The following is a 23402-nucleotide window of genomic DNA, read 5'->3' on the forward strand; positions in this document are numbered from 1 at the left end:
ACACTCGGTAATTACAGCAGCATCCCCCAATCAGCCGGGCCGCCGGGCGATTGTCTACCCATTTTTCCGTGATCGTGCCAAAGCTTGGCTGTTTGCGGCGCAAACGCATCAGCCCATTGCAACCGGGTGACGCCCACGTGGAAATGCGCGGAAATGTGCCGAAATACATTGCCAAAATAAAAATCGGGAACCTTCATCTTGGTTAGCGATTCTTAATATGCCATAGCTACAAATGCATCTGGGGGAAGATGAAACGCCCGCGCCAAGCGGGGTATAATTTGAAGCGACGGACAGGCAAATCAATGACCGATTCCAGAACGACCAGCCTGTCGCGGCGTGCGCTTTTGGGCGCGTTCGCGGCATCCGCACTCGTTGCGGCCCCATCTTATGGCAACGCTTTCGGACTTCTGCGCGGCGCCGGCGATATTCGCCGCCTGCGCATGTCCTCGCCCCGCACGGGCGAGAAGATAGACACGATCTATTGGATCGAAGGCGAATACATTCGTGACGCCGTGAACGAAATCTCGGCCTTCATGCGCGACTGGCGCACGAACGACATCAAGGGCATCGATGTACGCACGGTAGATATCATGGCCGCCGCGCACAATCTGCTGGACACGTCCGAGCCCTACACGCTCCTGTCGGGTTACCGCAGCCCCAAGACGAACGCGATGTTGCGCAGCCGCTCCGGCGGGGTCGCCAAGAACTCGCTCCATCTCAAGGGTCAGGCCGCCGATCTGCGGCTCGGCTCGCGCTCGGTCGGCCAGATGAGCAAGGCGGCCATGGCCTGCCGCGCAGGCGGTGTGGGCCGCTACTCGCGCTCGAATTTCGTGCATATGGATTGCGGTACGGTGCGCAGCTGGGGCGGCTGATACGCCCCCTCGCTCAGTCCTCAGGTTCCGCGTTTTCACCTTGAATCTCGCCCGCGTCCGGTGCTACCAGATCAGGTGTGGCGGGTATGGTGAAAAGGTATCACGGCAGCTTCCCAAGCTTTAGTTACGGGTTCGATTCCCGTTACCCGCTCCATCCCGGCCACTGACGCGCAGGCGCATCCGATGCAGCGATGGACATGACACGGCGATCCTCATGAGCCGGACCGCACGCGCCGCGACCACCCTCGTCCTTCTCGCGCTTGGCACCCTTGCTGCATTCGTGGCAAAGGCGCTGTCGACGCCGCTGCCCTTCATGCTTGGCCCCCTCATTGCAGTTGGCGCTATCGCCTGCAGCCGAGCCGCGCGATTTTTGCCGACGGGTTATCGATTTCCGCAGCCTTTGCGCGAAAGTTTCATCGCGATGATCGGGCTGATGATCGGTGCGCAGGTCGCGCCCGATCTGTTCCGTAACGCGCCTGGCCTCATGCTCAGCATCGGCGCGCTGACCGCGTTTGTTCTTCTGGCACTGGGGAGCAACTACCTTCTTTTTCGCCGCATCGGCGGGTTTGACCGCCCCACCGCCTTCTTCGCCGCGGCCCCCGGCGGCCTTTACGAGAGCATCGCACTGGGGGAGGCTGCGGGCGCGGATCTGCCGCGACTGATGACCCAGCAATTCCTGCGCATCATCGTTGTCGTCACCGTCCTGCCCTTTGGCATGTCTCTGTATCTGGGCGCGCCGGTGGGCAGTGCGGCAGGCGTCAGCATGGCCCAGGGCCCCGTGCCGTGGAGCGCCCTGCCCCTGCTGGCCCTCGCCGGTCTGGTCGGCTGGGCCCTGGGGCGCGCCGCGCGGCTGCCCGCGCCGCAGCTGACCGGTCCGCTGGTTGTCGCGGCGGTGCTGAACCTGACGGGGCTGGTGCATCTGGATGTGCCGCCCTGGCTGGTGAATGTTGCGCAGGTCGTGATCGGAACCGCGCTCGGCACCCGGTTCGCGGGCATCGGGCGCGGCCTGATCCTGCGCGGCGCGGGGCTGGCCGTCGTATCGGTGGGCGGTATGCTGCTACTCGCGGCGGGGATCGCCGCGCTGCTCAGGCCCTTCTTGGGCGAGGCGTTCGACACGCTTTTGATCAGCTTCGCCCCGGGCGGCGTGACCGAAATGGGCCTGATCGCGCTCAGCATGGCCGCGAACCCCGCTTTCGTCACGATGCATCACATTCTGCGCATCCTGATCACGGTCGTCGCGGTGACCGCGTTGGGTCCGCGGCTGCGCGCCAAGAGCTGAAGCGCGCGCGTCAGCCGGCCTTTTCTTCCAGCGTCAGCCACTCTTCCTCGGCCTTGGCCAGCGCCTTTTGCCGCGCGGTCAGCGCCTCGGTCGCCTTGCGGAATTTCACCGGCTCGCGCGTGAACAAATCGGGGTCGGCCATCAGCCCTTCGAGCTTGCCGATCTCGGCTTCGAGCCGCGTGATCACGTCAGGCAATTCGGCCAGCCGGTGCTTCTCGGTAAAGCTGAGCTTGGTGGGATTTTCCTTTGGCGTCGGGGTATTACCCTTGTCTTTTGATGTGTCCTTGGGTGCAGGGCTGGCCGAGGCCGCCCATTCGGGCTGGCGCTGAGCCTGATAATCGGACCAGCCGCCCGCATAGGCGGTGGCGCGGCCATTGCCTTCCATCGCAATGGTGGTTGTGGCGATGCGGTCCAGAAAATCGCGGTCGTGGCTGACGAGAATGATCGTGCCATCGTAGTCGTCCAAGAGCTCCTGAAGCAGGTCCAGCGTCTCGATATCCAGATCGTTCGTCGGCTCGTCCAGCACCAGAAGGTTCGATTCGCGGGCCATCAGCTTGGCCAGCAGCAGCCGTGCCTTCTCCCCGCCCGAGAGTGAGCGCACCGGCGCGCGCGCCTGCGCCTCGTCAAAGAGGAATTCCTTGAGATAGCCGATCACATGGCGCGGCGATCCGCGCACGAGGATCTGATCGGCCTTGCCCGATACGCGCATCTCGGGATCGCCGGTCAACGAATCCCACAGGCTCATCTCGGGGTCGAGCTGCGCGCGGGCCTGGTCGAACACGGCGGGCATGAGGTTGGTCCCAAGGCTGACGGTGCCGCTATCGGGCGCCTCCTGCCCCAAAAGCATGTTCAGCAACGTCGTCTTGCCCACGCCGTTCGGCCCAACCAGCGCGATCCGGTCGCCCCGCAGCACCCTCAGCGAGAAGTCCTGCAGGATCACCTTGTCGTCGTAAGCCTTTGATATTCCTTCCGCCTCAATCACCTTCTTGCCGGATTTCGGCCCGGCCTCCAGCGCCATGGCGGCGGCGCCCTGACGCTTGATCTGACTGCTGCGCTCGGCCCGCAAATCCTGCAACGCACGCACGCGGCCCTGGTTGCGCTTGCGCCGGGCGCTGATGCCCTCGACGGCCCAACGGGCCTCCGACTTGATCTTGCGGTTCAGCTTGTGGCGCTGCTGATCCTCGTCTTCCCAAACCTTGTCGCGCCATTCCTCGAAATGGGTAAACCCCTTTTCCTGCCGGCGCACCATTCCCCTGTCGATCCAGAGGGTTGCGCGCGTCAGCTCACGCAGAAATGCGCGGTCGTGGCTGATCAGGACATAGCCGGTGCGCGTCTCTTTCAGCGTATTCTCCAACCAGGCGATCGCCTCGATATCCAGATGATTCGTCGGCTCGTCCAGCAGCATCAGCTCGGGCGCTTCGGCCATCAGCTTGGCCAGCGCGGCGCGGCGCCGTTCGCCGCCCGAGGCGGTCTCGACCGGGCGGGCGGGATCGAATTTCAGGCCCTCACCGGCCATCTCCACGCGGTAATGCTCGGCCGGGTCCAACTGACTGGCGGCGAAATCGCCCAGCGTGGCAAAGCCGGACATGTCCGGGTCCTGCTCCATGTAGCCGACCGAGGCGGCGGGGGCGACGACGCGCGTGCCCGCGTCCGGCTCGACCAGGCCCGCCATCACCTTCATCAGGGTGGATTTGCCCGATCCGTTGCGGCCGACCAGCGCCACCCGGTCACCCGGCTGGACGACAAGCGAGAGGTCGGCAAAGACGGGATCGCCCCCGAAGGTGAGGGAGATATCGGAAAGCTGTAAAAGAGGGGGACGTGCTGCCATGGCGCCCGCTACCGTGCCGCGCGGTCGCCGTCAAGCGTGCTGCGCAGGCGGCGCTTGCGCGCCTCGGGGATGCGGGCGATCTCGAGCCCCGTAAAGACGTGGATCGTGTTCATTGCCGGATCGATCACCGCGTGGTCGCTGACCCAGCCGCCCATGCCCAGATAACTGCGCAAGAGCGGCGGCATCATCGCCCGCGCGGCAGCGGGATCCGTGACCTCGCCCGCCAGCGGCACGGCGTTTGCGGTGCGGCGCTGCGGCCTCCATGCGGGCGGGGCAAGGTGATGCGCGGCCAGCGCGGCAAAGGCCTGGCGATAGGGGGCGGGATCGGTGCCGAGAAAGGAGGTGCAACCGATCAGCAGCGCAACACCCTTGTCATCGACATGGGCGGTGATCTGGCCCCAGGCGGCGCGCAGGATGTCGGGATCGCGCGCGGCGGGATCGACGCAGAACCGGCCAAGCTCGGTGATGCGTCCTGGATAGCCGGCCAGCGCAGTTAGATCATAGAACTGAGCGGCATAGCTGCGGGTGATGTCGGCGCCCGCCAGCGGCATGAGGCGGAAACCCGCGACAAGCCGCCCCTCGCGCCGATCCTCGACCACGATATGCGTGCACTGCGCGTCGAACGCATCGCTATCGGCGCGGGTGAGGCCGAAAGCCCGCGTGCGCAATGCCTGCACCGCCGCCAGATCGCCCGGCCCTGCGGCGGGCCGCGCGATGTAGCGGCGCCCGGATGAAGGGGCGATCACAGGCGCACCCCCGGCCCCGTCGCCCTAGAAGAAGTCAGCCGGGTTGATGTTGCCGATATTGCCCAGCATCTGCTGCAGGAAGCCTTTGCCCTGCACGCTCGAATCCGTAACGCGGCGCGAGAGCGGCACGATACTGCCGTCACGCAAATCGAAGCGCTCGATATTCGAAACCACTCCCTGCTGATCAAAGCTGATCGCCAGAACCTGACGGTCGATCACCTCGGGGCGCAGCATGCCGTAATGTTTGACGCGGCTGCGTACATAGTAATAGTCGCCGCCCGACAGCATCCCCGAGGCCGAGGGCGCACCGATCACGTCATCGACGGTTGCGCGCGTGTCGACGCCGGGCGCCAGTTGCGCCAGATCCTCGTCAGGGGGCACATAGCCATGATTCTGATAAGTCGCGGTGCAGCCCGCAACGGCACCAAAGCCGACAAGGGCAAGCACCATGGCGCAGGCTTTCAGCGAAAAATGGGTTCCGAACATGACTGCCCTCTTGCATCCCGGCCCGCCGGGCCTTTTATCCCGCTTACAACACTCCATACCCGAGGTTCAAGAAAGGAAGCGTTTCGCGCCATGGCAAAGCTGCTGAAAGATCCCGTCGCGCTGCGCGTGGCCGAACTGCCCAAGGGCACCACGCTCAGCTTCGATATCGTGCCGGATGCACAGATGCGCGCCGCGATGGCCGAGGAACTGGGCGTGATTGCCCTGCGCAAGCTGACCTTTCGGGGCACGCTGGCGCCGCTGGGCCGGCGCGACTGGCAACTGAAGGCGGATCTGGGTGCGACCGCGCAGCAGGAATGCGTGGCCACGCTGGAGCCGGTGACGACCCGCGTCGATTCCAAGGTAGAGCGCCGCTTTCTCACCGATATGCCGCACCCCGAAGAGCTGGCCCCGACACCGGATGACGGCGTGGAGATGCCCGAGGACGATACCGAAGAGCCGCTGGGCGACGTGATCGACCTCGCGCGCGTGCTGATCGAGGCGGTGGCGCTGGCCCTGCCCGATTATCCGCGCAAGGACGGCATCGAGCCCACGGCCGCCATCGCCGCCCCTCCGGGCCAGGCGCCGCTGGACGATGATGCGGTCAAACCCTTTGCCGGTCTGGCCGCGCTTCGGGCCCAGATGAAGGATGACAAGTAGCCGCGTCTGACGTGCGAGAATTCGCTTGCAGATGTTGCAATTCGCTGTATTTTCGCGCTCTCACAGGATTTGGGGGTTGAACCGGCGCCCCAAGGCGGACTATGTGCCGCGGAACCTCATGGAAACAGGGCCGAACCGGCCCACAGGAATCGGGATCGCGACATGGCCGTCCAGCAGAACAAAGTATCGAAATCGCGCCGCAACAATCGCCGCGCACATGACGCCCTCTCGGGCGCCAACCCCAATGAATGCCCCAATTGCGGCGAGCTGAAGCGCCCGCATCACGTCTGCTCGGCCTGTGGCCATTATGCAGACCGTGAAGTCGTCGCGCTGGCGGACGAGGTCGATCTGGACGAAGACGCGGCCTGAGCTGCGCCTGCTCCCGACCCTGCCGCGCCTGATCATTATTGAGGACGAACCGCCTGAATGACTGCGCGTCCAGACACTGGGCCGGCCCATGCCGGTCAGGCCGGCGCATCGCAGACCGGCGCATCATCAGGCTCAGCGCCGGATGTGACCGCCGAACCTGATGCCGGGGCGTTGAAACGCGGCAAAGCGCCCTTCAAGGGCAAGACGGTCATCTCCGTAGACGCAATGGGCGGCGATATGGGCCCTGCGACGGTTGTCGCGGGCATCGCCGCCAGCGCGCGCAAGAACCCCGACATCGCGTTCATCCTGCACGGCCCCGCCGGCGAGCTTGAGCCGCTTGTGGCCAAGCATCGCGGCCTTGCCGATTGCTGCATCATCCGCGACGCCACCGGCGTCGTCACGATGGAGGACAAGCCCGGCCATGTGGCCCGTCACGGCAAGGATACCTCGATGTGGTCCGCGCTGGAATCGGTGCGCGCGGGCGAGGCGACGGTCTGTGTCAGCTGCGGCAATACCGGCGCGCTGATGCTGATGTCGGTGCTGCGCCTGCGCCGCCTGCCCGGCATCTATCGCCCCGCCATCGCCGTCATGTGGCCCTCGCGCAATCCGCAGGGTTTCAACCTGCTGATGGATGGCGGCGCCGATATCAGCGCCGATGCCAAGGATCTCATGCAATATGCGCTGATGGGCGCGTCTTATGCGCGCAATGGCCTTAACGTGGCGCGTCCGCGCATCGGCCTGCTGAATGTCGGCACCGAGGAGCATAAGGGCCGGTCCGAGCTGCGCGAGGCGCACGAGTTGATCCGCGCCCACGCACGCGGTGCCGATTTCGACTTTGTCGGTTTTGTCGAGGGGCGCGATCTGCCCGGCGATATCTGCGATGTCATCGTGACCGATGGGTTTACCGGCAACGTCGCCCTGAAAACAGGCGAGGGTACCGCCACGCTGATCGCCGACGAGCTGCGCGAGGCTTTCCGGTATTCTTGGCTGTCACGCATCGCCTCGGTCCTTGCCTACCCGTCGCTGCGCCGCCTGAAAAAGCGTATCGACCCGCGGCGCGTCAATGGGGGCGTTTTCCTGGGCCTCAACGGGACGGTCGTCAAATCCCACGGCGCTGCCGATGCCACCGGCGTTTCGGCCGCGGTCAAGCTGGCCTTTCAACTGGCGCAAACCGGCTTTTCAGAGAAGCTGGCCTCGCGCGTTGCCTCGGCCGCCCTGCCCGCCCAAGACGATTCCGATGACGAAGCCACAACGGAGAAATCCCAATGACCCGCCGCGCTGTCGCTCTCGGGATCGGGCATTACCTGCCTGACCGCATCGTGCCGAACTCTCATTTCGAGAAGCTGGTGGACACCAGCGACGAGTGGATCCGCACGCGCTCGGGGATCGAGCGGCGCCATTTCGCCGCCGAGGGCCAGACCACCTCTGACCTTGCCGTGCGCGCGGCGCGGGCGGCGCTGGAAAATGCAGGCATCGGCATTGACGAGATCGACGGCATCATCGTCGCCACCTCGACCCCTGACCTCACCTTTCCCTCGGTCGGCACCATGGTGCAGGCCGAGTTGGGCATGACGCACGGGTTTGCCTTCGACGTGCAGGCTGTCTGCGCGGGTTTCATTTATGCGCTTTGCAATGCCAATGCGATGATCGTCTCGGGCCAGGCCGACCGCCTTCTGGTGATCGGCGCCGAGACATTCAGCCGTATCATGGACTGGACCGACCGCAGCACCTGCGTGCTTTTCGGCGACGGCGCCGGCGCGCTGATCCTCGGGGCCGAGGACGGAGCGGGCACCTCGGATGATCGCGGCATTCTGGCGACCGACCTCAATTCCGACGGGCGCTATCGCGACATGCTCTATGTCGATGGCGGCGTCTCGAGCACCGGCACGTCGGGCAAGGTGCGCATGCAGGGCAATCCCCTGTTCCGCCAGGCGGTGGACAAGTTGGCCTCGACCGCCGAGGCGGCCCTGACCAAGACCGGGGTTACGGCCGCAGATGTCGATTGGATCGTGCCGCATCAGGCCAATATCCGCATCATCCAGGGCACCGCCAAGAAGATGGGCGTGCCGATGGATCATGTGATCCTGACGGTCCAGGACCACGGCAATACCTCCGCCGCATCTATCCCGTTGGCCCTGTCGGTCGGCGTCGCGGATGGCCGGCTAAAGCGCGGTGATCTGATTCTCAGCGAGGCCATCGGTGGCGGTCTGGCATGGGGCGCGGTGGCTCTGCGCTGGTAGATCTGCCCCCGGCGGTCTTCGGCGGCACAAATCCCGCTTAAACAGCCCCTTGCAAGCCATTGTAATTGACTCGCAAATTTCTTCGCCCCTATTGTTGCTGAAATTGCGTATGGGGGATGGCGATGAGTGACAAGACTTTGACGCGGATGGACCTGAGCGAAGCGATTTTCCGTGAGGTCGGCCTGTCCCGAAACGATTCATCTCAATTAGTTGAAAGCGTGCTCGAACATATGTCGGATGCGCTGGTGCGCGGCGAACAGGTGAAAATCTCGTCCTTCGGCACATTTTCCGTACGCGAAAAATCGGCCCGCGTCGGGCGCAATCCGAAGACCGGAGAAGAAGTCCCGATCAATCCGCGCCGCGTCCTCAGCTTTCGTCCTTCGCATCTGATGAAGGATCGCGTGGCGGCCGGGAACAAGCGCTGATCATGTCCAAATCCGCGGACGCCTTTCGCACCATCAGCGAAGTCGCAGACTGGCTGGGCATTCCCGCTCATGTGCTGCGCTTCTGGGAGAGCAAGTTCACCCAGGTGAAGCCGGTCAAGCGCGCCGGCGGGCGGCGCTATTACCGCCCTGCCGACATGCAACTGCTTGGCGGCATTCGTAAATTGCTGCATGACGACGGCATGACCATCAAGGGCGTGCAAAAGGTGATGCGCGATCAGGGCGTGCGCCACGTGGCGTCTCTCTCGCCGCCACTCGACGCCGATCTGGAAGGCACCGTTGCCGATATCGCGCTCGACGTGCCCGAGGCCGAAGAAGAGCCGCGCGGTCAGGTTGTGAGCTTTGAACGGCCCGCCGGTAGCCAGCCGCAGGACGAGACGCCTGCAGACGAAGACGCTGCCGAGGTGACCAGCGTGGAAGCGTCAGCCGAGGATATCGCTGAAGCAGAGGCCGCCGCGGATGGCAAGGCCGTTGAGGCGGGTGCCGATACTGCCGAGGCGGACCAGACCGAAAGCGTAATCGATGAGACCACGCCGGAGGACAGCTCCGCTTCGCAGGCCGCGCCGCCCGACCAAACTGCCACGGACAGCCCTGCACCGGCGGAGATGGCCGCGGACGAGACTGCCGATTCGGGTGACCCGACGCCCGAGGCAGAGGCGGGCCAATCCGCTCCTGCGCCCGCGCCCGAGCGCCAGAGCATCCCCCCCGTCGACACGCCCGATGATCCGCCCGACACCATGCCTGCGCCGGCCTCGATCATCGGACAGCTCGCCGGGCGTGGCCGCGTCACCGCTGCGGAGGTCGTTGAATATGCCGATATCGCCAACCGGCTCGCCGATCTGCGGCAGCGCATGGGCGATGGGCGCAGTTCATCCTGAGGCGATAACGAAAAATCGGATTTAGCCCTTGTCGCCGCCGCCAAAACAGGTAAGAAAGCGCCATCGTCGGGCTATGGCGCAGCCTGGTAGCGCGTCCGTCTGGGGGACGGAAGGTCGCAGGTTCGAGTCCTGCTAGCCCGACCATTACCACCCTTCCCCAGCATCCTTTCACGCACTGCCAGATCGTTTTTCCAAACAATTGCATCGGGCCGCCAACGCGGGTAGTTAAGCCCAAGTGTGATAGGGGCATAGCGATGACCGGGGTTCTCTCCAGCCAGGAATTAGAAGGTCTGATCGCGGACGGCGCCATTACCGCCACACCGCCCGTGCGCCCCGAGCAGATTCAGCCCGCCAGCATTGACCTGCGCCTTGGCACCGTGGCCTATCGCGTCAGGGCCTCGTTTCTGGCCGGTCACGGCCGCCGCGTCGCGGATCGGCTTGCCGAGTTTGAAATGCACCGCATCGATCTGACTGCCGGCGCCGTGCTGGAAAAGGGCTGCGTCTACGTGGTGCCGCTGATGGAATCGCTGGCTCTGCCCGAGGGCGTTCAGGCCACCGCCAATGCCAAATCCTCAACGGGCCGGCTGGACCTGCTAACGCGGGCCATCACGGATGGCGGCGCAGAATTCGATCGGATCCCGGCGGGCTATACCGGGCCTCTTTATGCCGAGATCTGCCCACGCTCTTTTTCCGTGCTGGTGCGGCCTGGGATGCGCCTCAACCAGATCCGCTTCAGCGATGGCGGCGCCGCGCTGACGGATGCAGAGCTGACGGCGCTCCATGCGTCGGACAAGCTGGTCGATAGCGATCCGGTCATTGATGACGGCCTCGGGTTTTCGGTCGACTTGCGGCCTGCCGCCGGCACGCTGGTCGGCTACCGGGCCAAGCCGCATACGGGTGTGATCGACCTCGACAATATCGGCCATTACCCGCCCGACGAGTTCTGGGAGGAAATCCATTCGGGTCACGGCCAGATCATTCTCGATCCCGGCGCGTTCTATATCCTCGTCAGCCGCGAGGCGGTGCACATCCCGCCCGACTACGCCGCCGAGATGGCGCCCTACCTTGCCATGGTTGGGGAGTTTCGCGTGCATTATGCCGGGTTCTTCGACCCCGGCTTTGGCCACGATGCGGCGGGCGGCACAGGCTCACGCGGAGTGCTTGAGGTACGCTGCCACGAGGCGCCGTTTGTTCTGGAGCATGGCCAGATCGTTGGCCGCCTGATCTATGAGCGGATGAGCCAAAGGCCTGCCACACTCTACGGCGCCGGACTCAAGTCCAATTACCAAGGCCAAGGCCTTAAGCTATCCAAACATTTCAAGGCCGTATAGATCCTACTAAATGCAGTGAATGAACTACATCCGCCCCATGCGGCGCGCAATCTTCATCGTGCTGCGGGCACGTTTCTGCGTCTCTGACGCATTGGGTGATCGCCCGGCATCCTTGCCCTTGGACATCCGTTTGCCCATCGCGCCGATACCGGCGTCCATGCCGGACCGCATCAGGCGGCGCATGATCATGCGCATCGCCATGGAGATCAGTTGATTGGCGTTCATGGCGCCCTCCTGCTTTTCCTCGTGATAGCAACATAGCATCGAATAGTGCAGATTTCAGGGCACCGGGCGCTTATTCTTCAAAAAGCTCGCTCTGATCGCCCTCGTCCAGCGGGCCTTCATCCTCGTCCTCGCCCTCACCGGCGGATGCGCCCGGCATCGACATGGGTGGCAGGCGGCTATCCAATAGGCCTGCGGCCCGCAACTCCTTGAGGCCGGGCAGATCGCGGGCGCTTTCCAACCCGAAATGGCCCAGAAAGGTATCTGTCACCACGAAAGTCACCGGCCGGCCCGGCGTCATGCGGCGCCGGCCAAACCGGATCCACTCCAGCTCGAGCAGTTGATCGACGGTCCCGCGACTGACCGAGACGCCGCGAATTTCCTCGATCTCGGCACGGGTGACGGGCTGCTGGTAGGCGATGATCGCCAGCGTCTCGATCGCGGCGCGGCTCAGCTTGCGGGTCTCCACCGTCTCGCGTTCCATCAGGAAGCCCAGATCGGGCGCCGTACGCATGACATAGCCGTCGCCCACCCGCATCAGCTGAACCCCGCGCCCCTCGTAGCGCTTGCGCAGATGCACCAGCGCCTCGGCGGGATCGCTGCCATGGGGCAGACGCGCCTCCAGCTCGCGAACGCCGACAGGGTCGGACGCGGCAAAGAGGATCGCCTCGACCATGCGCTCCTGCTCACCCATGGGCGGGGCGGCAAAAAGGCTTTCGCCGGTGTCATCAATATCTTCAGCCACGCTTCTCATCCCGTTTTCGCAACTCGATAGGCCCGAAGACCTCGCCCTGCCGCAGCTCGACACGGCCCTCCTTGGCCAGCTCCAGCGACGCCGCAAAGGTAGAGGCCATGGCCGAGCGGCGCCGAGCGGGATCGGTGCCGAACCCTTCGGGCAGATAGGTCGAGATGTCAGTCCAGTCACCCCCAAACCCGATCAGCCCGCGCATGCGGTCCAGCGCCTGTTCAAGCGAAAAGATCGCCTCCCGGTCCATCGCATAGGGGCGGAATTCATCGCGGGTGCGAGTGCGGGCATAGCCCTGCATCAGGTCCAAAAGCGTCGCTGTGTAGCGCACGCTACGTCTGCGCGTGACCTCTTCGGGCCGGCCGCGCGCAAAGAAATCGCGTCCCAACTGGCCTCGCGCCATAAGCCGGGCAGCGACATCGCGCATCGCCTGCAAACGCTCCAGTTGGAATGCCAGATGAGCGGCCAGATCCTCGCCCGAGGGGCCATCTTCTTCGGGATCTGGCGGCAGCAGCAGCCGGGACTTCAGAAAGGCGAGCCATGCGGCCATGACAAGGTAATCGGCGGCCAGCTCCAACCGCAGCTGGCGGGCCTTCTCGACAAATTCAAGATATTGGCGCGCGAGTTGGAGAACTGAAATCTTGCGCAAGTCCACCTTCTGCGTACGGCTGAGCGTCAGCAGCAGGTCGAGCGGCCCTTCGAAGCCGTCGACATCGACGATCAGTGCCTCGGCAGCCTGCCGTTCGGCAACGCTGTCGCGCTGCGCCTCCCAATCGTCATCCGCCATATGCAACGCCGCCGCTCATGGCGGACAGCTTTGCCTCCAGCGCGGAAATGTCAACCTCCGTGGGCGTACGGCGCGCGGTTAGCGCCGCCTCGGCACGGGCCTGTCCGGCGTCATCAAGGCGCCCCGCGGCCTCCGCCACGGCGCGGCGGTCCTCCAGCGAGGCATTGCACAAAAGCACGACATCGCAGCCTGCGTTGAGCGAGGCGCGGGTGATCTCGGTCAGGCTGCCGCTGAGCGCCTTCATCGAGATATCGTCGGTCATGATCAGCCCATCAAAGCCGATCTCCTCGCGGATGAGGTGCATCATGCGGGGCGAAATGGTGGCGGGCAGGTCGTCAATGGCCGCGTAGACCAGATGCGCGGTCATACCCATCGGCAAGTCGTTCAGCGCCTTGAAAGGAGCGAAATCGGAGGCCTTTAGCGCGTCGAGACCCGCCTCGACAACAGGCAGGTCCAGATGGCTGTCGGCCTGTGCGCGGCCATGACCGGGGATGTGCTTGAGCACCGGCAGCACGCCGCCATCCAAAAGGCCGTCGGCCACCGCGCGGCCCAGCTCAGCCACGCGCGCGGGATCAGTGCCATAGCAGCGATCGCGCAAGAAATCATGGGTTTGCGGGCCGGCCACATCGACGAGGGGTGCGCAATTGCTGTCAATGCCAAGCGCATGCAACTCGTGCGCGATCAGGCGATAGCGCAGATACATGACCTCACGCGCGTCTTCGCCCGCCGCCTCAACCTGAGGCAGCGGTGCGGGCCAGTCACGCCAGAGCGGCGCGCGCAGACGCTGCACACGCCCGCCCTCCTGATCGATGGTGATCGGCGCGTCCCGTCCCACCGCATCGCGCATCTCGGCGCAAAGGGCGCGCACCTGATCCGCGCTCTCTATATTGCGGCGGAAAAGGATGAAGCCGAACGGGTCCGCCTTTGCGAAGAAGCGTTTTTCCTCTGCGCTGAGACGTGTGCCCGTCGCATCAAGGATGGTGGCGCCAAAATGGGTCATGCGAATTGCCTGAATTTAAGTTTAGCGGGTAACCACCGGGATACACTCGGCCTTTTCCGCAACCAGAGCCGAGCAAAACCGGCGCGCATCGGCCAGATCCTCGAAGCCCATGGCGCGCAGGCGGTAGAAGGTCCGCCCGCCGCTTGTCGCGCGCTGAATGACGCGGTCCTTGCCCTCAAGATATTCCTCGAAGCGCGCATCGAGCCTCTGCCACTCTTCGCGGGCGATCTCTTCGCTGGAAAATGCGCCGAGTTGCGCCAGCCTTGTGCCGATGGTGATGCTCTCGGGGTCGATATCGCGGGCCTCGGCATCGGGGGCCGATGCGGCGACGACCTGGCGGATATTGCTCAGATCGGCCGGGCGGGCCTTCGGGCGCAGCGATGCGGTCGTGGCGCCAGTATTCTGCTCTTCGCCAGCCTCTTCGGCCACTTCGGCTTCGGCGGGCTCGGCCTCGCTCAGCGGCTCCATCGGGGTGATGCCCTCGCTGATCGCTTCGGCCAGCGCCAGCATTTCATCCGTGCCGCCCTCGTCCGTCGCCTCGGGTGTGGACTCAGCCGGTTCCGCTGTCGCCTCGGGTGCTTCTTCGGCCTTCGGCTCGGGTGTCTGGACCTCGGCTTGCTGCACCCGTGCGGGCGCGTCATCCTCGGTCAGGTCCAGCGGCGCGGGGGCGAGGATCAGCTCGTCCGGGGCCTTGCCCGCCGTGCCCACGGCAGCAACGTCGTTGACGGAAAGCCCTTGGTTCTGCGCCTGGCGTCCGCCCGGATCCTCGGGCTGCACGCGGATCGGCCCTTCGGCGGCGCGGATGACCGGCACGCCGCTGACGTCGCGCACGAGCAGCTTGTAGCCCCAGACCCCAAGGCCGATGACCAGCGCGACCGAGACTATGGACCCAACCGCGTAGGTCGCGCGTGTCAGCGCGCCGGGCGCTTGCGGCTCATCCTCCCAGCGGGGCGCGGTCTGCGCATTGTGATACGCGCCGTCAGACGCATTGCCATTATGGCCGCGCGGGGTCTCGTGTGCATTATGATCTGCCATGTTCCGCCTCTTGCCCGCCCGGCGGGACATGGCCAGCCGAGGGAATGAATTCTGCCTCATTGCCCCCGGCGGCGCGCGATTTTTATCGCATCTCTTCTGCCGGAGTGACGCCCAAGATACCCAAACCTGCGGAAATGACAACGCTTGCGGCCTTGGCCAGCGCGATTTTCGCCTGACTTGTGGCTGGATCGCCCTCCTGGATGAATCGCAGCTCAGGCACGTCATGGCCCCGGTTCCAGAGCGCATGCAGATCGGACGCCAGATCATAGAGGTAGAAGGCCACGCGGTGCGGCTCGCCGGTGCGACCTGCGATCTCGACCAGGCGCGGCCACTCGGCGATCTTGCGCGCCAGCGCCAGTTCGGCCTCGTGGGCGATCAGGTTCAGATCCGCGCCGTTCAGGGCCGCATCCGACACGTCGATGCCCGCCGCCTCGGCCTTGCGCAGAACCGAGCAAACGCGCGCATGGGCGTATTGCACGTAAAAGACCGGATTGTCCTTGGACTGCTCGAGCACCTTGTCAAAATCGAAATCGAGCGGCGCATCGTTCTTGCGCGTCAGCATGACAAAGCGGGTCACGTCCGCGCCGACCAGTTCGACCACGTCGCGCAGGGTGACGAACGTCCCTGCCCGCTTGGACATCTTGAAAGGCTCGCCGTTCTTGTAGAGCTTGACCAGCTGCGTCAGCTTGATGTCGAGCGGCACGCGGCCATCCGAAAGCGCCGAGACGGCCGCCTTCATGCGTTTGACATAGCCCCCATGATCGGCGCCGAAGACGTCGATCAGCATGTCAAAGCCGCGCGTGACCTTGTCGTAGTGATAGGCGATATCGGGCGCAAAATAGGTCCAGGCGCCGTCAGACTTCTTGACGGGCCGGTCCACATCGTCGCCATGCGCGGTCGAGCGGAAGAGCGTTTGTTCGCGCGGCTCCCAATCCTCGGGCATCTTGCCCTTGGGCGGCTCCAGAACGCCCTCATAGATCAGGCCCTTTTCGTCGAGCGACGCAATTGCCTTCTCGATCAGGCCAGTACCGTAGAAGGATTTTTCGGAGCTGAACTTGTCCATCTCGACACCGAGCGATTTCAGATCGGCGCGGATCAGATCCATCATCGCGTCTGTCGCAAATTCGCGCAGCTCGGCCAGCCAGACCTCTTCGGGCTGATCGACCCAGGCATCGCCGACCTTGGCCTTAAGCTGTTCACCCGTCTCGATCAGGTAGTCGCCGGGATAGGTGCCATCGGGGAAATCGACGGCGCGGCCATGCGCCTCAAGATAGCGCAGGTAGACGGACCGCGCGAGTGTATCGACCTGCCCGCCGCCGTCGTTGATGTAATACTCGCGCGTAACGTCGTAGCCGCAGAAATCCAGCAGGCTCGCCAGCGCATCGCCAAAGACCGCGCCGCGGGTGTGGCCCACATGCAAGGGGCCGGTGGGGTTGGCGCTGACATATTCGACATTGACGCGCACGCCCCGCCCCATCGCGGAGCGGCCGAAATCATCGCCCTCGGTCAACACCGCGCGCAGGACGCCGCGCCAGCAATCGGGCGAAAGCCGCAGGTTGAGAAAGCCGGGGCCGGCCACCTCTGCGCTGTCGATGCGCGCATCCTTGGCCAGCTCGGCGGCCAGCGCATCCGCGATATCACGCGGCTTGAGACCTGCAGGCTTGGCCAGCACCATCGCGGCATTGGTCGCCATGTCGCCATGCAGGGGATCGCGCGGCGGCTCGACCGTGACATTGCCCATGTCGAGGCCGGCAGGCAGAGTTCCCGCGGTCTCCAGAGCGCCGAGCGCCTCCAGAACGGCGGCGCGGATATCGGTAAAGAGGTTCATCGCATCATTCCTTGACTTCCGCCCCAATTATCGCCGCCCGTCTTAGCACCGATGCGGGCCGCGTCAATCGCTGCGCTGATCGCTCACCTTCGCGCTGCCCTTCTCCACAGCTTCATCCTTGGCGGCCTCTTGTGCGTCGTTCTCGCCATTGCGCTCGGCGGCCTCACCGGTGCGGTCGCGCCCGGGCGACAGGGCCAACATGCGCATGCCCGCCCCGGCCTTGAGCTCGGCATCGGCGGCAAGGATCCGCAGGGCGCGCCCCGGCGTCACCTCGGCCAGCGGGATCGACTCGGGGTTGTCGTTGCGCCACGCGTCCAGCCCGTATTCCTCGGTCAGGTTGGTGGCGCGCACCTCCCAGCCCTGCTGCATGTATTGCGCCAGTTCCAGATAGCGCAACCCACCCGCGATACTGCGCCCGCCCAGCGTGGCAGGCAGCGCGTGGCGCGTCTGCTCCTGCTTGGCGCGCTTGAGCTGGTAGACATGCTCGCGCCCGAATTCGGGGGCGAGGTCCGTGGCCACAAGCGTGTTGTAAGCGTCGTTGTCGGAGGTGGCGACAACCCGGCCAAAGCTGATGAACTCGACCCCATGCTCGGCCCCATCCGACAGGATGTCGCCCACGTAGATCGGCAGGCCCAATTCGCGCGCGCTGCGCAGGCGGGCGCGGTTGGCATCGGCGATCAGGACCGGGATTTCCTCGTCCTTCAGCGCCTCGGCAAAGGCGGACGAGAAACGCGATCCGCCAACGAAGATCACGCCCGGCACATGCGCGCCGGCCAGACCCAGCGCCCGGCCCAGCGGGCGCAAGGTAAAGCCGTGCAGGACCACCGTGGCCGCCACCAGCGCGAAGGCCAGAGGCGTCAGCAGCGCCGCATCCTCGATGCCCGCATCGACCAGCCTGTCCGAAAAGAGCCCCGCAACCGCCACCAGAACCACGCCGCGCGGGCCGGTGAAGGCGACGAGGATCCGCTCGCGCATGGGCACGTTGCTGAAGGCGAGCGAGGTCATCACCGTAACCGGGCGCACGATCAGGATCACGGCGAGGACAAAGATCACCGAAGGCCAGCCCAGAAGGCTGAGCCGCTCGATATTCATCGAGGCCGCCAGCAGGATAAACACGCCCGAAACCAGCAAGACCGTCGCATGCTCCTTGAAGCGGCGCAGCTCGGTATAGCTGGGCAGGCCCGCATTCGCGATGTAAAACCCCATGATCGTCACGGCCAGAAGGCCGCTTTCATGCAGCAGCCCGTCGGACAGCGCAAAGACAAGCAAGAGCGACGCGAAAAGCACCGGAACCTTCATGTATTCGGGCACCCGGCCCCGCCGGAACCCTTCGGACAAGGCCCAACCGGCGGCAACGCCCATCGCGGTCGCCACCACGATGCCGATGCCCATATCCCAGATCGCGGCGCCGAATGTTTCGCTGGCAAAGAGAACCAGAACCACCTCGAAGGCCAGAACCGCCGCCAGCGCGCCGATGGGATCGTTGACGATCGCCTCCCATTGCAGGAGTTGCGCGGGACGCTTGCTGAGCCGCGCGGTCCGTAGGAGGGGCGCGATGACCGTAGGGCCGGTGACGATCATGATACCGCCGAAGACCGCCGCGCTGGGCCAGCTGAGCCCTGCAATGTAGTGCAGCGCCGCTGCCGATCCGGCCCAGCCCACGGGCGCGCCAATGAAAACAAGGCGTTTGACGCCGCTTGCGGCCTCACGCAACCCATGCAAATTAAGCGTCATCCCCCCCTCGAAGAGGATGATCGCCACCGCGATTGAGATCATCGGGGTCATCAAGGGGCCGATATCCCGCTCGGGATTGAAGATGCCCAGACCCGGCCCGATGGCGAGGCCCGCCATCAGCATCAGCACGATGGCCGGCAGGCGCAGCTTCCACGCGATCCATTGCGAGCCGACGCCGATGGCCCCTACCAGCGCAAAGGCCATGACCGGGCTCATCGCGCCCGCGCTTTCAACTGCCATTCATCATCTCTCCTGCTGTGCTGGGCCAGGACCCTGCGCCGCCGGGGCCGCCCAGATGCGTGGCGTGCTGCGCCAGCGCGTATCGGTCGGTCATTCCGGCAATATAGTCGCTGACCAGCCGGGCCAGTTCGGTCGTATCCTTCGCCGCCTTCACATCGCTTTGCCAGCGGCGCGGGAGGTGCTCGGGCTTCTCCATGTAGAATGGAAACAACCCTTCGACCACATTGGTTGCCTGGGCTCGTTGCACCATCACCATCGGGGCGCGGTACATGCGGGTAAAGAGGAATTTGCGCACCCCCTGCAGATCGCGCCAGAGCGCGTCCGAAAACCGGATCACGGGGCGCCCCAGATGGCGCACCGCCTCGCTGCCGGCCGGTCTGGCCTCGGCAATGATCGCGCGGGACGCTTCTATCACGTCCCCGACCATGACGCCGAAGACACGCCTGAGCGCCTCGTGGCGGCGGCGATAGGAGTCGAGGCCGGGATAGAGGCGATCAACCCCGCCATAGCAGTCCTTGAGGATCGGCAGCTCGGAAACCTCGTCCTCGGTGAACAGCCCTGCGCGCAGGCCGTCATGCAGGTCGTGATTGTTATAGGCGATGTCATCGGCCAGCGCGGCCACCTGCGCCTCGGCGCTGGCATGGGTGTGCAGTTCCAGATCGTGACGCGCGTTATACTCGGCCAGCGCGTAGGGCAGATTGCCGGTGCCCTGTCCCCCGCTGGGCGTGACGGGGCCGTTATGCTTGGCCAGCCCCTCCAGCGTCTCCCATGTCAGGTTCAGCCCATCGAATTCGGCATAATGCCGCTCCAGCCGGGTGACGATGCGGATGGCCTGCGCGTTGTGATCGAACCCGCCATAGGGCGCCATCAGCGCGTGCAGCGCATCCTCGCCGGTGTGGCCAAAGGGCGTGTGACCCAGATCATGCGCCAGGGCCACCGCCTCGGTCAGTTCGGCATTGAGACCAAGCGCGCCGGAAATCGTCCGCGCTACCTGCGCCACCTCAATCGAATGGGACAGGCGGGTGCGAAAATAATCTCCCTCATGCGCGACAAAGACCTGCGTCTTGTGCTTAAGCCTGCGAAAGGCGCTGGAATGGATGATCCTGTCGCGGTCACGTTGAAAGCAGGAGCGGAACGCGCTTTCCTCCTCGGCCACCAGGCGCCCGCGGGACTGGCCGGGATGCGCGGCGATATCGGGCCTAGTAGGAGCGGTCATATGGGCGGCCTCCTTGCCGGGTGATGCTGCGCCCCATATATTGCAAACGTATCGACAGTGAAACTGTCCAAACCCATCGCACGTCCCCCAGTGGAGGCCCTTATGAACCTGCCGCCCAAAGTCACCCCCCGCGCGTTCGAGCGCCTGAGCGAAATCGGCGCTGGAGATCAGGGGCAGGCCCTGCGCATCGCGGTCGAAGGCGGCGGGTGCTCGGGCTTTCAGTATGACATCAAACTGGACACCCCCGCCGAGGATGATCTGGTACTGGAAGGCCAAGGACAGAAGGTGGTCGTCGATTCCGTCTCGCTGCCGTTTCTGACCGGCGCGGTAATCGATTTCAGCGAAGAGCTGATCGGCGCGCGCTTTGTGATCGAGAACCCGAATGCCAGCAGCAGCTGTGGCTGCGGCACGTCTTTTTCCATGTAAATTAGATGATTGCGCGACGCAGCTCGCGCATCACCTTTACTCCGCCGGGACCACCTTGCGCGCAGCGGCGCCGGGATAGGCCTGATCGTAGATCAGCCATGCGCCCGCCGTGATCACAAGCGCCGCCCCGAGGTAGATCGCGGCGCCGGGCACCTCCCCGAACACTGCCGCACCGATGACGACCATCCACAGGAACTGCAGGTTCATCAGGGGCGTGATCACATACGCCGGCAACATCTTGAACGCCGCCACAAGCACCCAGCGCGCCCCGAAGAGAAGCCCGGCATAGAGCACGGCCCAGCCCAGATCGGCCGTCCCCATGGGCGCCCAGACGAAAGGCAGCGCACAGGCACTGACAGCCGCCAGCGCAAGATTGGGCCAAAAGACCTGCGCCAAGAGGTTGCCGTCCCGCATCCCAATATAGCGCGAGGCCATCATCGACACCGTTCCCAGCAATACCGCGGCCAGCGCCACCGCATGCCCAGCCCCAAAACTTTCAAAGCCGCCCGGCGCGAGGCAGAGCAGACCGATCATACCCAGCGTCAGCGCGCCCCAGGCTTGCGGTCGCACGGCCTCCCCCAACACGGGGCCAGAGAGAAGCGCGGTAAAGAGCGGGATCATCGCGATGAAGAGAAACACCTCGGCAAAGGGCAGCAGGCGGAACGCGTAGAAAAACGCCCCCGCGCCTAGGACGGTGGCAACGCTGCGCACCGCCATGGCGCGCGGGCAGCGCGTGCCAACGCCGCGCGGGCTGGGCCCGGCGCGGTTGACCAGCACCGCCAGAAGGGCCACGATACCGCCCGACAGGGCAAAAAGCTGCGGCGCCGCATAGCTCGCGGCGAACATCTTGGTGATCGCGTCCGCGCTGGAGATCAAAGCCGTATAGATGACCGTCAGGCCAACGCCCGCCGCAATTGCCGCCCCTGCGGTGCGCGCGGCGATCACAGCGCTGCCCCCCGCGCCATGCCGCCCCTCAGACCCACCCTCGCGAAATCTTCGAAGAACGCTCCAAACTGGTCGGTCGACGCCTCGGCTGCGATCAGCGCGGCCTGCGCCTCGTCCGATACCTGCGCCGCGACCTCGTCGCGCATCACCTCCCAGTCGGAGGAGCGGGCGCGACCCATGGAATAGATGCAATGCGACAACTCACGCAGCGGCGCCGAGGAGGGCCGCGTGCGGGCAAAGGTGACGCGTCCCTCCGGCACATGATCGCCAAAGCCGCCTTGGCCAGCGCGCGTCATGAACCAATTGAGCATCAGGTATTCGTGGTAATCGTCCTGCAGCCCGTCGCTATCCTCGAGCGAGAAGGTGCGGATCTGCTGGGTCAGCCAGATCGCCCACACTTCGGGAGCCTCCATCCCGGCAAACCGCATGGCAAGGCAGATCTCGGCCAGAAGGTCGGCGTTGAAATCGAGGAAGGCAAGCGTGCCCGCAAACATCAAGCTGCGCTGCGCCTGAGCGTCCAGCTGCGGATCCTTGCGCCCGTATTCGGACAGGTAGAAGACAATATGTGTCAGCTCGTAGGCCGCTTTCTTGTTCGGCATGGCGAATGTGTGCGAGCGCCCCGCGAAACCGCGCAGGCGCGTGTCGAGGCCGTCATCCGCGGGCAGCGGATCGATGCCCCGCCGTGCGCAGAGGCGGCGGGCCTCGGCGCGTTGCAGATCCGACAGCTCAGCATCGGCCAGCCCTTGATCGGCGACCCAGGCGGCCAGTGCAGCGCCCTTGTCACCCGTCATGCCAAGATCCTCCAGATCCAGGCAAAGCGATAGCAGGAAGCGGTAATATTGCGGAAAGAATTCCATCCGCTCTTCGATGTCATCGTAGAATTTTTCATAAGGCGCCAAGGCGCCCGGCGCGATATCCGCCCCGGTGCATTCAAGGATGTTCAGCATCTCGGCGTTTTCCTTGAGCCAGAAAACATCCTCTTGCGTGCGGCGCGTCTGGGCGAAGGTTTTGAGCAAGGCCGCCTGGCGTGCGGCCTTGCTGTGCTGCCGGAACGGGACGTCGAGCTGGACGATGGTGGTCATTTTGGTGAACTCCATTTTCTAGATTGGTCCGGGCCGGTCGCCCCGTTCGGGTGTGCGCTTACATGCTCGAGGTGAACATCTCGACCGCGTCGCCTTCGCGTGCGGCGGTCACCGGGGCCATCGAGGAGGTGAAGGCGCCAACGGCCTCGCCTGCGGCAACCGGTGCCATGGACGATGTGAACATCTGAACGTTGTCACCTGCGGCGGCGTCGGCGGTGACCGAGGGGCTCATCGACGACGTGAACATTTCGACGTTGTCACCGGCGGACGCGTCTGCGCGTGCGGACGGTGCCATCGAGGAGGTGAACATCTGAACGTTGTCGCCAAGGCTGGCATCCGAACGGGCCGAGGGGCACATCGAGGAGGTGAACATCTCGACATTGTCGCCGGCGGCCGTGTCGGTGCGGGCCGAAGGTGCCATGGACGAGGTGAACATTTGCACCGCGTCACCGGCGGCGGCATCGGCGGTCACGCTGGGCGCCATTGAGGAGGTGAACATCTCGAGGCCTTCGCCCAGACCGGCATCTGCCGACATGATCGGGCCCATGGACGAGGTGAACATCTCGGCCCCGATACCGTCATGCAGGCTGGCCGTGCGAACGGTGTTGGTTGCGCCGAAGGTGGTTTCAACTTTGCGTTGTGCTGTCATTTTCATAATCCCCAGATTGAAGTTGCAGACACTCAAAGGCTTGCAGCTTGACGCAAAGCTGCCAAGGAAAATTTCAACCTAAAGGCGAGCCATCACTGTCGCGCGATCTCAAGAACATCGCCTAAGTTTCACGGACTCTTGAAAGAATCCGAATGGCAAAAAAACTTATCCACAGGGGAGTTTGCGAGGCGTTTTAGAGCCTGTTTCAGCAGAAAATTTCCAAGTCAAGATACAACCCAAGCGTGTTTTACGTTTTCAGACCATGCCTATCGTGACCGGAATCAGCACCGCGATTCGCCCTTGGGCCTCCGGCCCTCCCTTGCCCCTGCCGCCCCGCTGCGTAATAGGTGGGATCAGCATCCAG

General features: G+C 64.6%; 25 protein-coding genes and 2 tRNA genes. 12 read left to right on the top strand and 15 right to left on the bottom strand.

Going from position 1 to position 23402, the window contains the following annotated elements:
- Positions 1-11 precede the first annotated feature (11 nt).
- A complete protein-coding gene (locus ACEWPL_RS03490; RefSeq protein WP_393930083.1) occupies positions 12-197 on the bottom strand; it encodes a hypothetical protein in 186 nt (61 codons plus the stop codon).
- 105 nt (positions 198-302) lie between these two features.
- On the opposite strand from ACEWPL_RS03490, the gene mepK reads away from it, so the two are divergent.
- From mepK to ACEWPL_RS03505, 3 genes are all read left to right on the top strand, one after another.
- Positions 303-872, top strand: coding sequence for a peptidoglycan L,D-endopeptidase MepK (gene mepK, locus ACEWPL_RS03495; protein WP_393930081.1), 570 nt, complete (start codon positions 303-305; stop codon positions 870-872).
- Positions 873-952: 80 nt separating this feature from the next.
- A tRNA-Gly gene (locus ACEWPL_RS03500) sits at positions 953-1026 on the top strand.
- A 60-nt stretch (positions 1027-1086) separates the two neighbouring features.
- Entirely contained in the window at positions 1087-2151 is a 1065-nt protein-coding gene (locus tag ACEWPL_RS03505) for an AbrB family transcriptional regulator (RefSeq protein WP_393930079.1), read from the top strand.
- 10 nt (positions 2152-2161) lie between these two features.
- Here ACEWPL_RS03505 and ACEWPL_RS03510 read toward each other — a convergent pair whose 3' ends face one another.
- Genes ACEWPL_RS03510 through ACEWPL_RS03520 form a run of 3 tightly spaced genes read right to left on the bottom strand, consistent with a single transcriptional unit; the run spans position 2162 to position 5211 of the window.
- Positions 2162-3979, bottom strand: coding sequence for an ABC-F family ATP-binding cassette domain-containing protein (locus ACEWPL_RS03510; protein ID WP_393930077.1), 1818 nt, complete (start codon positions 3977-3979; stop codon positions 2162-2164).
- Between the two features lie 8 nt (positions 3980-3987).
- Complete coding sequence (locus ACEWPL_RS03515) at positions 3988-4725, bottom strand: GNAT family N-acetyltransferase (RefSeq protein WP_393930075.1); 738 nt, start codon at positions 4723-4725, stop codon at positions 3988-3990.
- A gap of 24 nt (positions 4726-4749) precedes the next feature.
- Complete coding sequence (locus tag ACEWPL_RS03520; RefSeq protein WP_393930073.1) at positions 4750-5211, bottom strand: outer membrane protein assembly factor BamE; 462 nt, start codon at positions 5209-5211, stop codon at positions 4750-4752.
- 90 nt (positions 5212-5301) lie between these two features.
- Here ACEWPL_RS03520 and ACEWPL_RS03525 point away from each other — a divergent pair, with 90 nt between their 5' ends.
- From ACEWPL_RS03525 to ACEWPL_RS03560, 8 genes are all read left to right on the top strand, one after another.
- On the top strand, positions 5302-5868 hold the full coding sequence (locus ACEWPL_RS03525) for a YceD family protein (protein ID WP_393930071.1): 567 nt from the start codon (positions 5302-5304) through the stop codon (positions 5866-5868).
- Between the two features lie 162 nt (positions 5869-6030).
- Entirely contained in the window at positions 6031-6237 is a 207-nt protein-coding gene (gene rpmF / locus ACEWPL_RS03530) for a 50S ribosomal protein L32 (protein WP_393930069.1), read from the top strand.
- 144 nt (positions 6238-6381) lie between these two features.
- The gene (plsX, locus tag ACEWPL_RS03535) at positions 6382-7506 is read left to right on the top strand and encodes a phosphate acyltransferase PlsX (RefSeq protein ID WP_393930219.1); all 1125 of its coding nucleotides are present in this window, start codon (positions 6382-6384) and stop codon (positions 7504-7506) included.
- On the top strand, positions 7503-8477 hold the full coding sequence (locus ACEWPL_RS03540; RefSeq protein WP_393930067.1) for a beta-ketoacyl-ACP synthase III: 975 nt from the start codon (positions 7503-7505) through the stop codon (positions 8475-8477). Before plsX ends, ACEWPL_RS03540 begins: the two co-directional genes overlap by 4 nt.
- Positions 8478-8599: 122 nt before the next feature.
- A complete protein-coding gene (gene ihfA / locus ACEWPL_RS03545; protein WP_393930065.1) occupies positions 8600-8902 on the top strand; it encodes an integration host factor subunit alpha in 303 nt (100 codons plus the stop codon).
- Between the two features lie 2 nt (positions 8903-8904).
- Positions 8905-9798 (top strand): MerR family transcriptional regulator, encoded by an 894-nt coding sequence (locus ACEWPL_RS03550; RefSeq protein WP_393930063.1) that lies wholly within the window; start codon positions 8905-8907, stop codon positions 9796-9798.
- A 67-nt stretch (positions 9799-9865) separates the two neighbouring features.
- Positions 9866-9942: transfer RNA gene (locus ACEWPL_RS03555), tRNA-Pro, on the top strand.
- A 110-nt stretch (positions 9943-10052) separates the two neighbouring features.
- Positions 10053-11129, top strand: coding sequence for a 2'-deoxycytidine 5'-triphosphate deaminase (locus ACEWPL_RS03560; RefSeq protein ID WP_393930061.1), 1077 nt, complete (start codon positions 10053-10055; stop codon positions 11127-11129).
- 24 nt (positions 11130-11153) lie between these two features.
- Here ACEWPL_RS03560 and ACEWPL_RS03565 read toward each other — a convergent pair whose 3' ends face one another.
- The 8 genes from ACEWPL_RS03565 to ACEWPL_RS03600 form a co-directional block, all read right to left on the bottom strand.
- Positions 11154-11354 (bottom strand): hypothetical protein, encoded by a 201-nt coding sequence (locus tag ACEWPL_RS03565; RefSeq protein ID WP_393930059.1) that lies wholly within the window; start codon positions 11352-11354, stop codon positions 11154-11156.
- Positions 11355-11424: 70 nt separating this feature from the next.
- Positions 11425-12045, bottom strand: a complete 621-nt coding sequence (gene scpB, locus ACEWPL_RS03570) for an SMC-Scp complex subunit ScpB (protein ID WP_420744327.1) — start codon at positions 12043-12045, stop codon at positions 11425-11427.
- A 43-nt stretch (positions 12046-12088) separates the two neighbouring features.
- Positions 12089-12883, bottom strand: coding sequence for a segregation and condensation protein A (locus ACEWPL_RS03575; protein WP_393930055.1), 795 nt, complete (start codon positions 12881-12883; stop codon positions 12089-12091).
- Positions 12873-13883: a beta-N-acetylhexosaminidase gene (nagZ, locus tag ACEWPL_RS03580; RefSeq protein WP_393930053.1), complete on the bottom strand. Its 1011-nt coding sequence runs from the start codon at positions 13881-13883 to the stop codon at positions 12873-12875. The genes ACEWPL_RS03575 and nagZ overlap by 11 nt, the downstream gene beginning before the upstream one ends.
- A gap of 21 nt (positions 13884-13904) precedes the next feature.
- The gene (locus tag ACEWPL_RS03585) at positions 13905-14918 is read right to left on the bottom strand and encodes an SPOR domain-containing protein (RefSeq protein ID WP_393930051.1); all 1014 of its coding nucleotides are present in this window, start codon (positions 14916-14918) and stop codon (positions 13905-13907) included.
- A gap of 82 nt (positions 14919-15000) precedes the next feature.
- The gene (gene argS, locus ACEWPL_RS03590; protein ID WP_393930050.1) at positions 15001-16746 is read right to left on the bottom strand and encodes an arginine--tRNA ligase; all 1746 of its coding nucleotides are present in this window, start codon (positions 16744-16746) and stop codon (positions 15001-15003) included.
- A 63-nt stretch (positions 16747-16809) separates the two neighbouring features.
- Positions 16810-18720, bottom strand: coding sequence for a cation:proton antiporter (locus ACEWPL_RS03595; RefSeq protein WP_393930049.1), 1911 nt, complete (start codon positions 18718-18720; stop codon positions 16810-16812).
- Positions 18710-19936: a deoxyguanosinetriphosphate triphosphohydrolase gene (locus ACEWPL_RS03600; RefSeq protein ID WP_393930047.1), complete on the bottom strand. Its 1227-nt coding sequence runs from the start codon at positions 19934-19936 to the stop codon at positions 18710-18712. The genes ACEWPL_RS03595 and ACEWPL_RS03600 overlap by 11 nt, the downstream gene beginning before the upstream one ends.
- Positions 19937-20038: 102 nt before the next feature.
- Between ACEWPL_RS03600 and ACEWPL_RS03605 the strand changes: the two genes are divergently transcribed.
- Positions 20039-20362, top strand: a complete 324-nt coding sequence (locus ACEWPL_RS03605) for a HesB/IscA family protein (RefSeq protein ID WP_393930045.1) — start codon at positions 20039-20041, stop codon at positions 20360-20362.
- 36 nt (positions 20363-20398) lie between these two features.
- Here ACEWPL_RS03605 and ACEWPL_RS03610 read toward each other — a convergent pair whose 3' ends face one another.
- From ACEWPL_RS03610 to ACEWPL_RS03620, 3 genes are read right to left on the bottom strand one after another with little or no spacing between them, the layout of a single operon-like run.
- Positions 20399-21307: a DMT family transporter gene (locus ACEWPL_RS03610; protein ID WP_393930043.1), complete on the bottom strand. Its 909-nt coding sequence runs from the start codon at positions 21305-21307 to the stop codon at positions 20399-20401.
- Positions 21304-22389, bottom strand: a complete 1086-nt coding sequence (locus ACEWPL_RS03615) for a DUF6902 family protein (RefSeq protein WP_393930041.1) — start codon at positions 22387-22389, stop codon at positions 21304-21306. The genes ACEWPL_RS03610 and ACEWPL_RS03615 overlap by 4 nt, the downstream gene beginning before the upstream one ends.
- 58 nt (positions 22390-22447) lie before the next feature.
- A complete protein-coding gene (locus ACEWPL_RS03620; protein WP_393930039.1) occupies positions 22448-23038 on the bottom strand; it encodes a hypothetical protein in 591 nt (196 codons plus the stop codon).
- Positions 23039-23402 lie beyond the last annotated feature (364 nt).

Source organism: Roseovarius roseus (genome assembly GCF_043355935.2).
Lineage (GTDB): Bacteria > Pseudomonadota > Alphaproteobacteria > Rhodobacterales > Rhodobacteraceae > Roseovarius > Roseovarius roseus.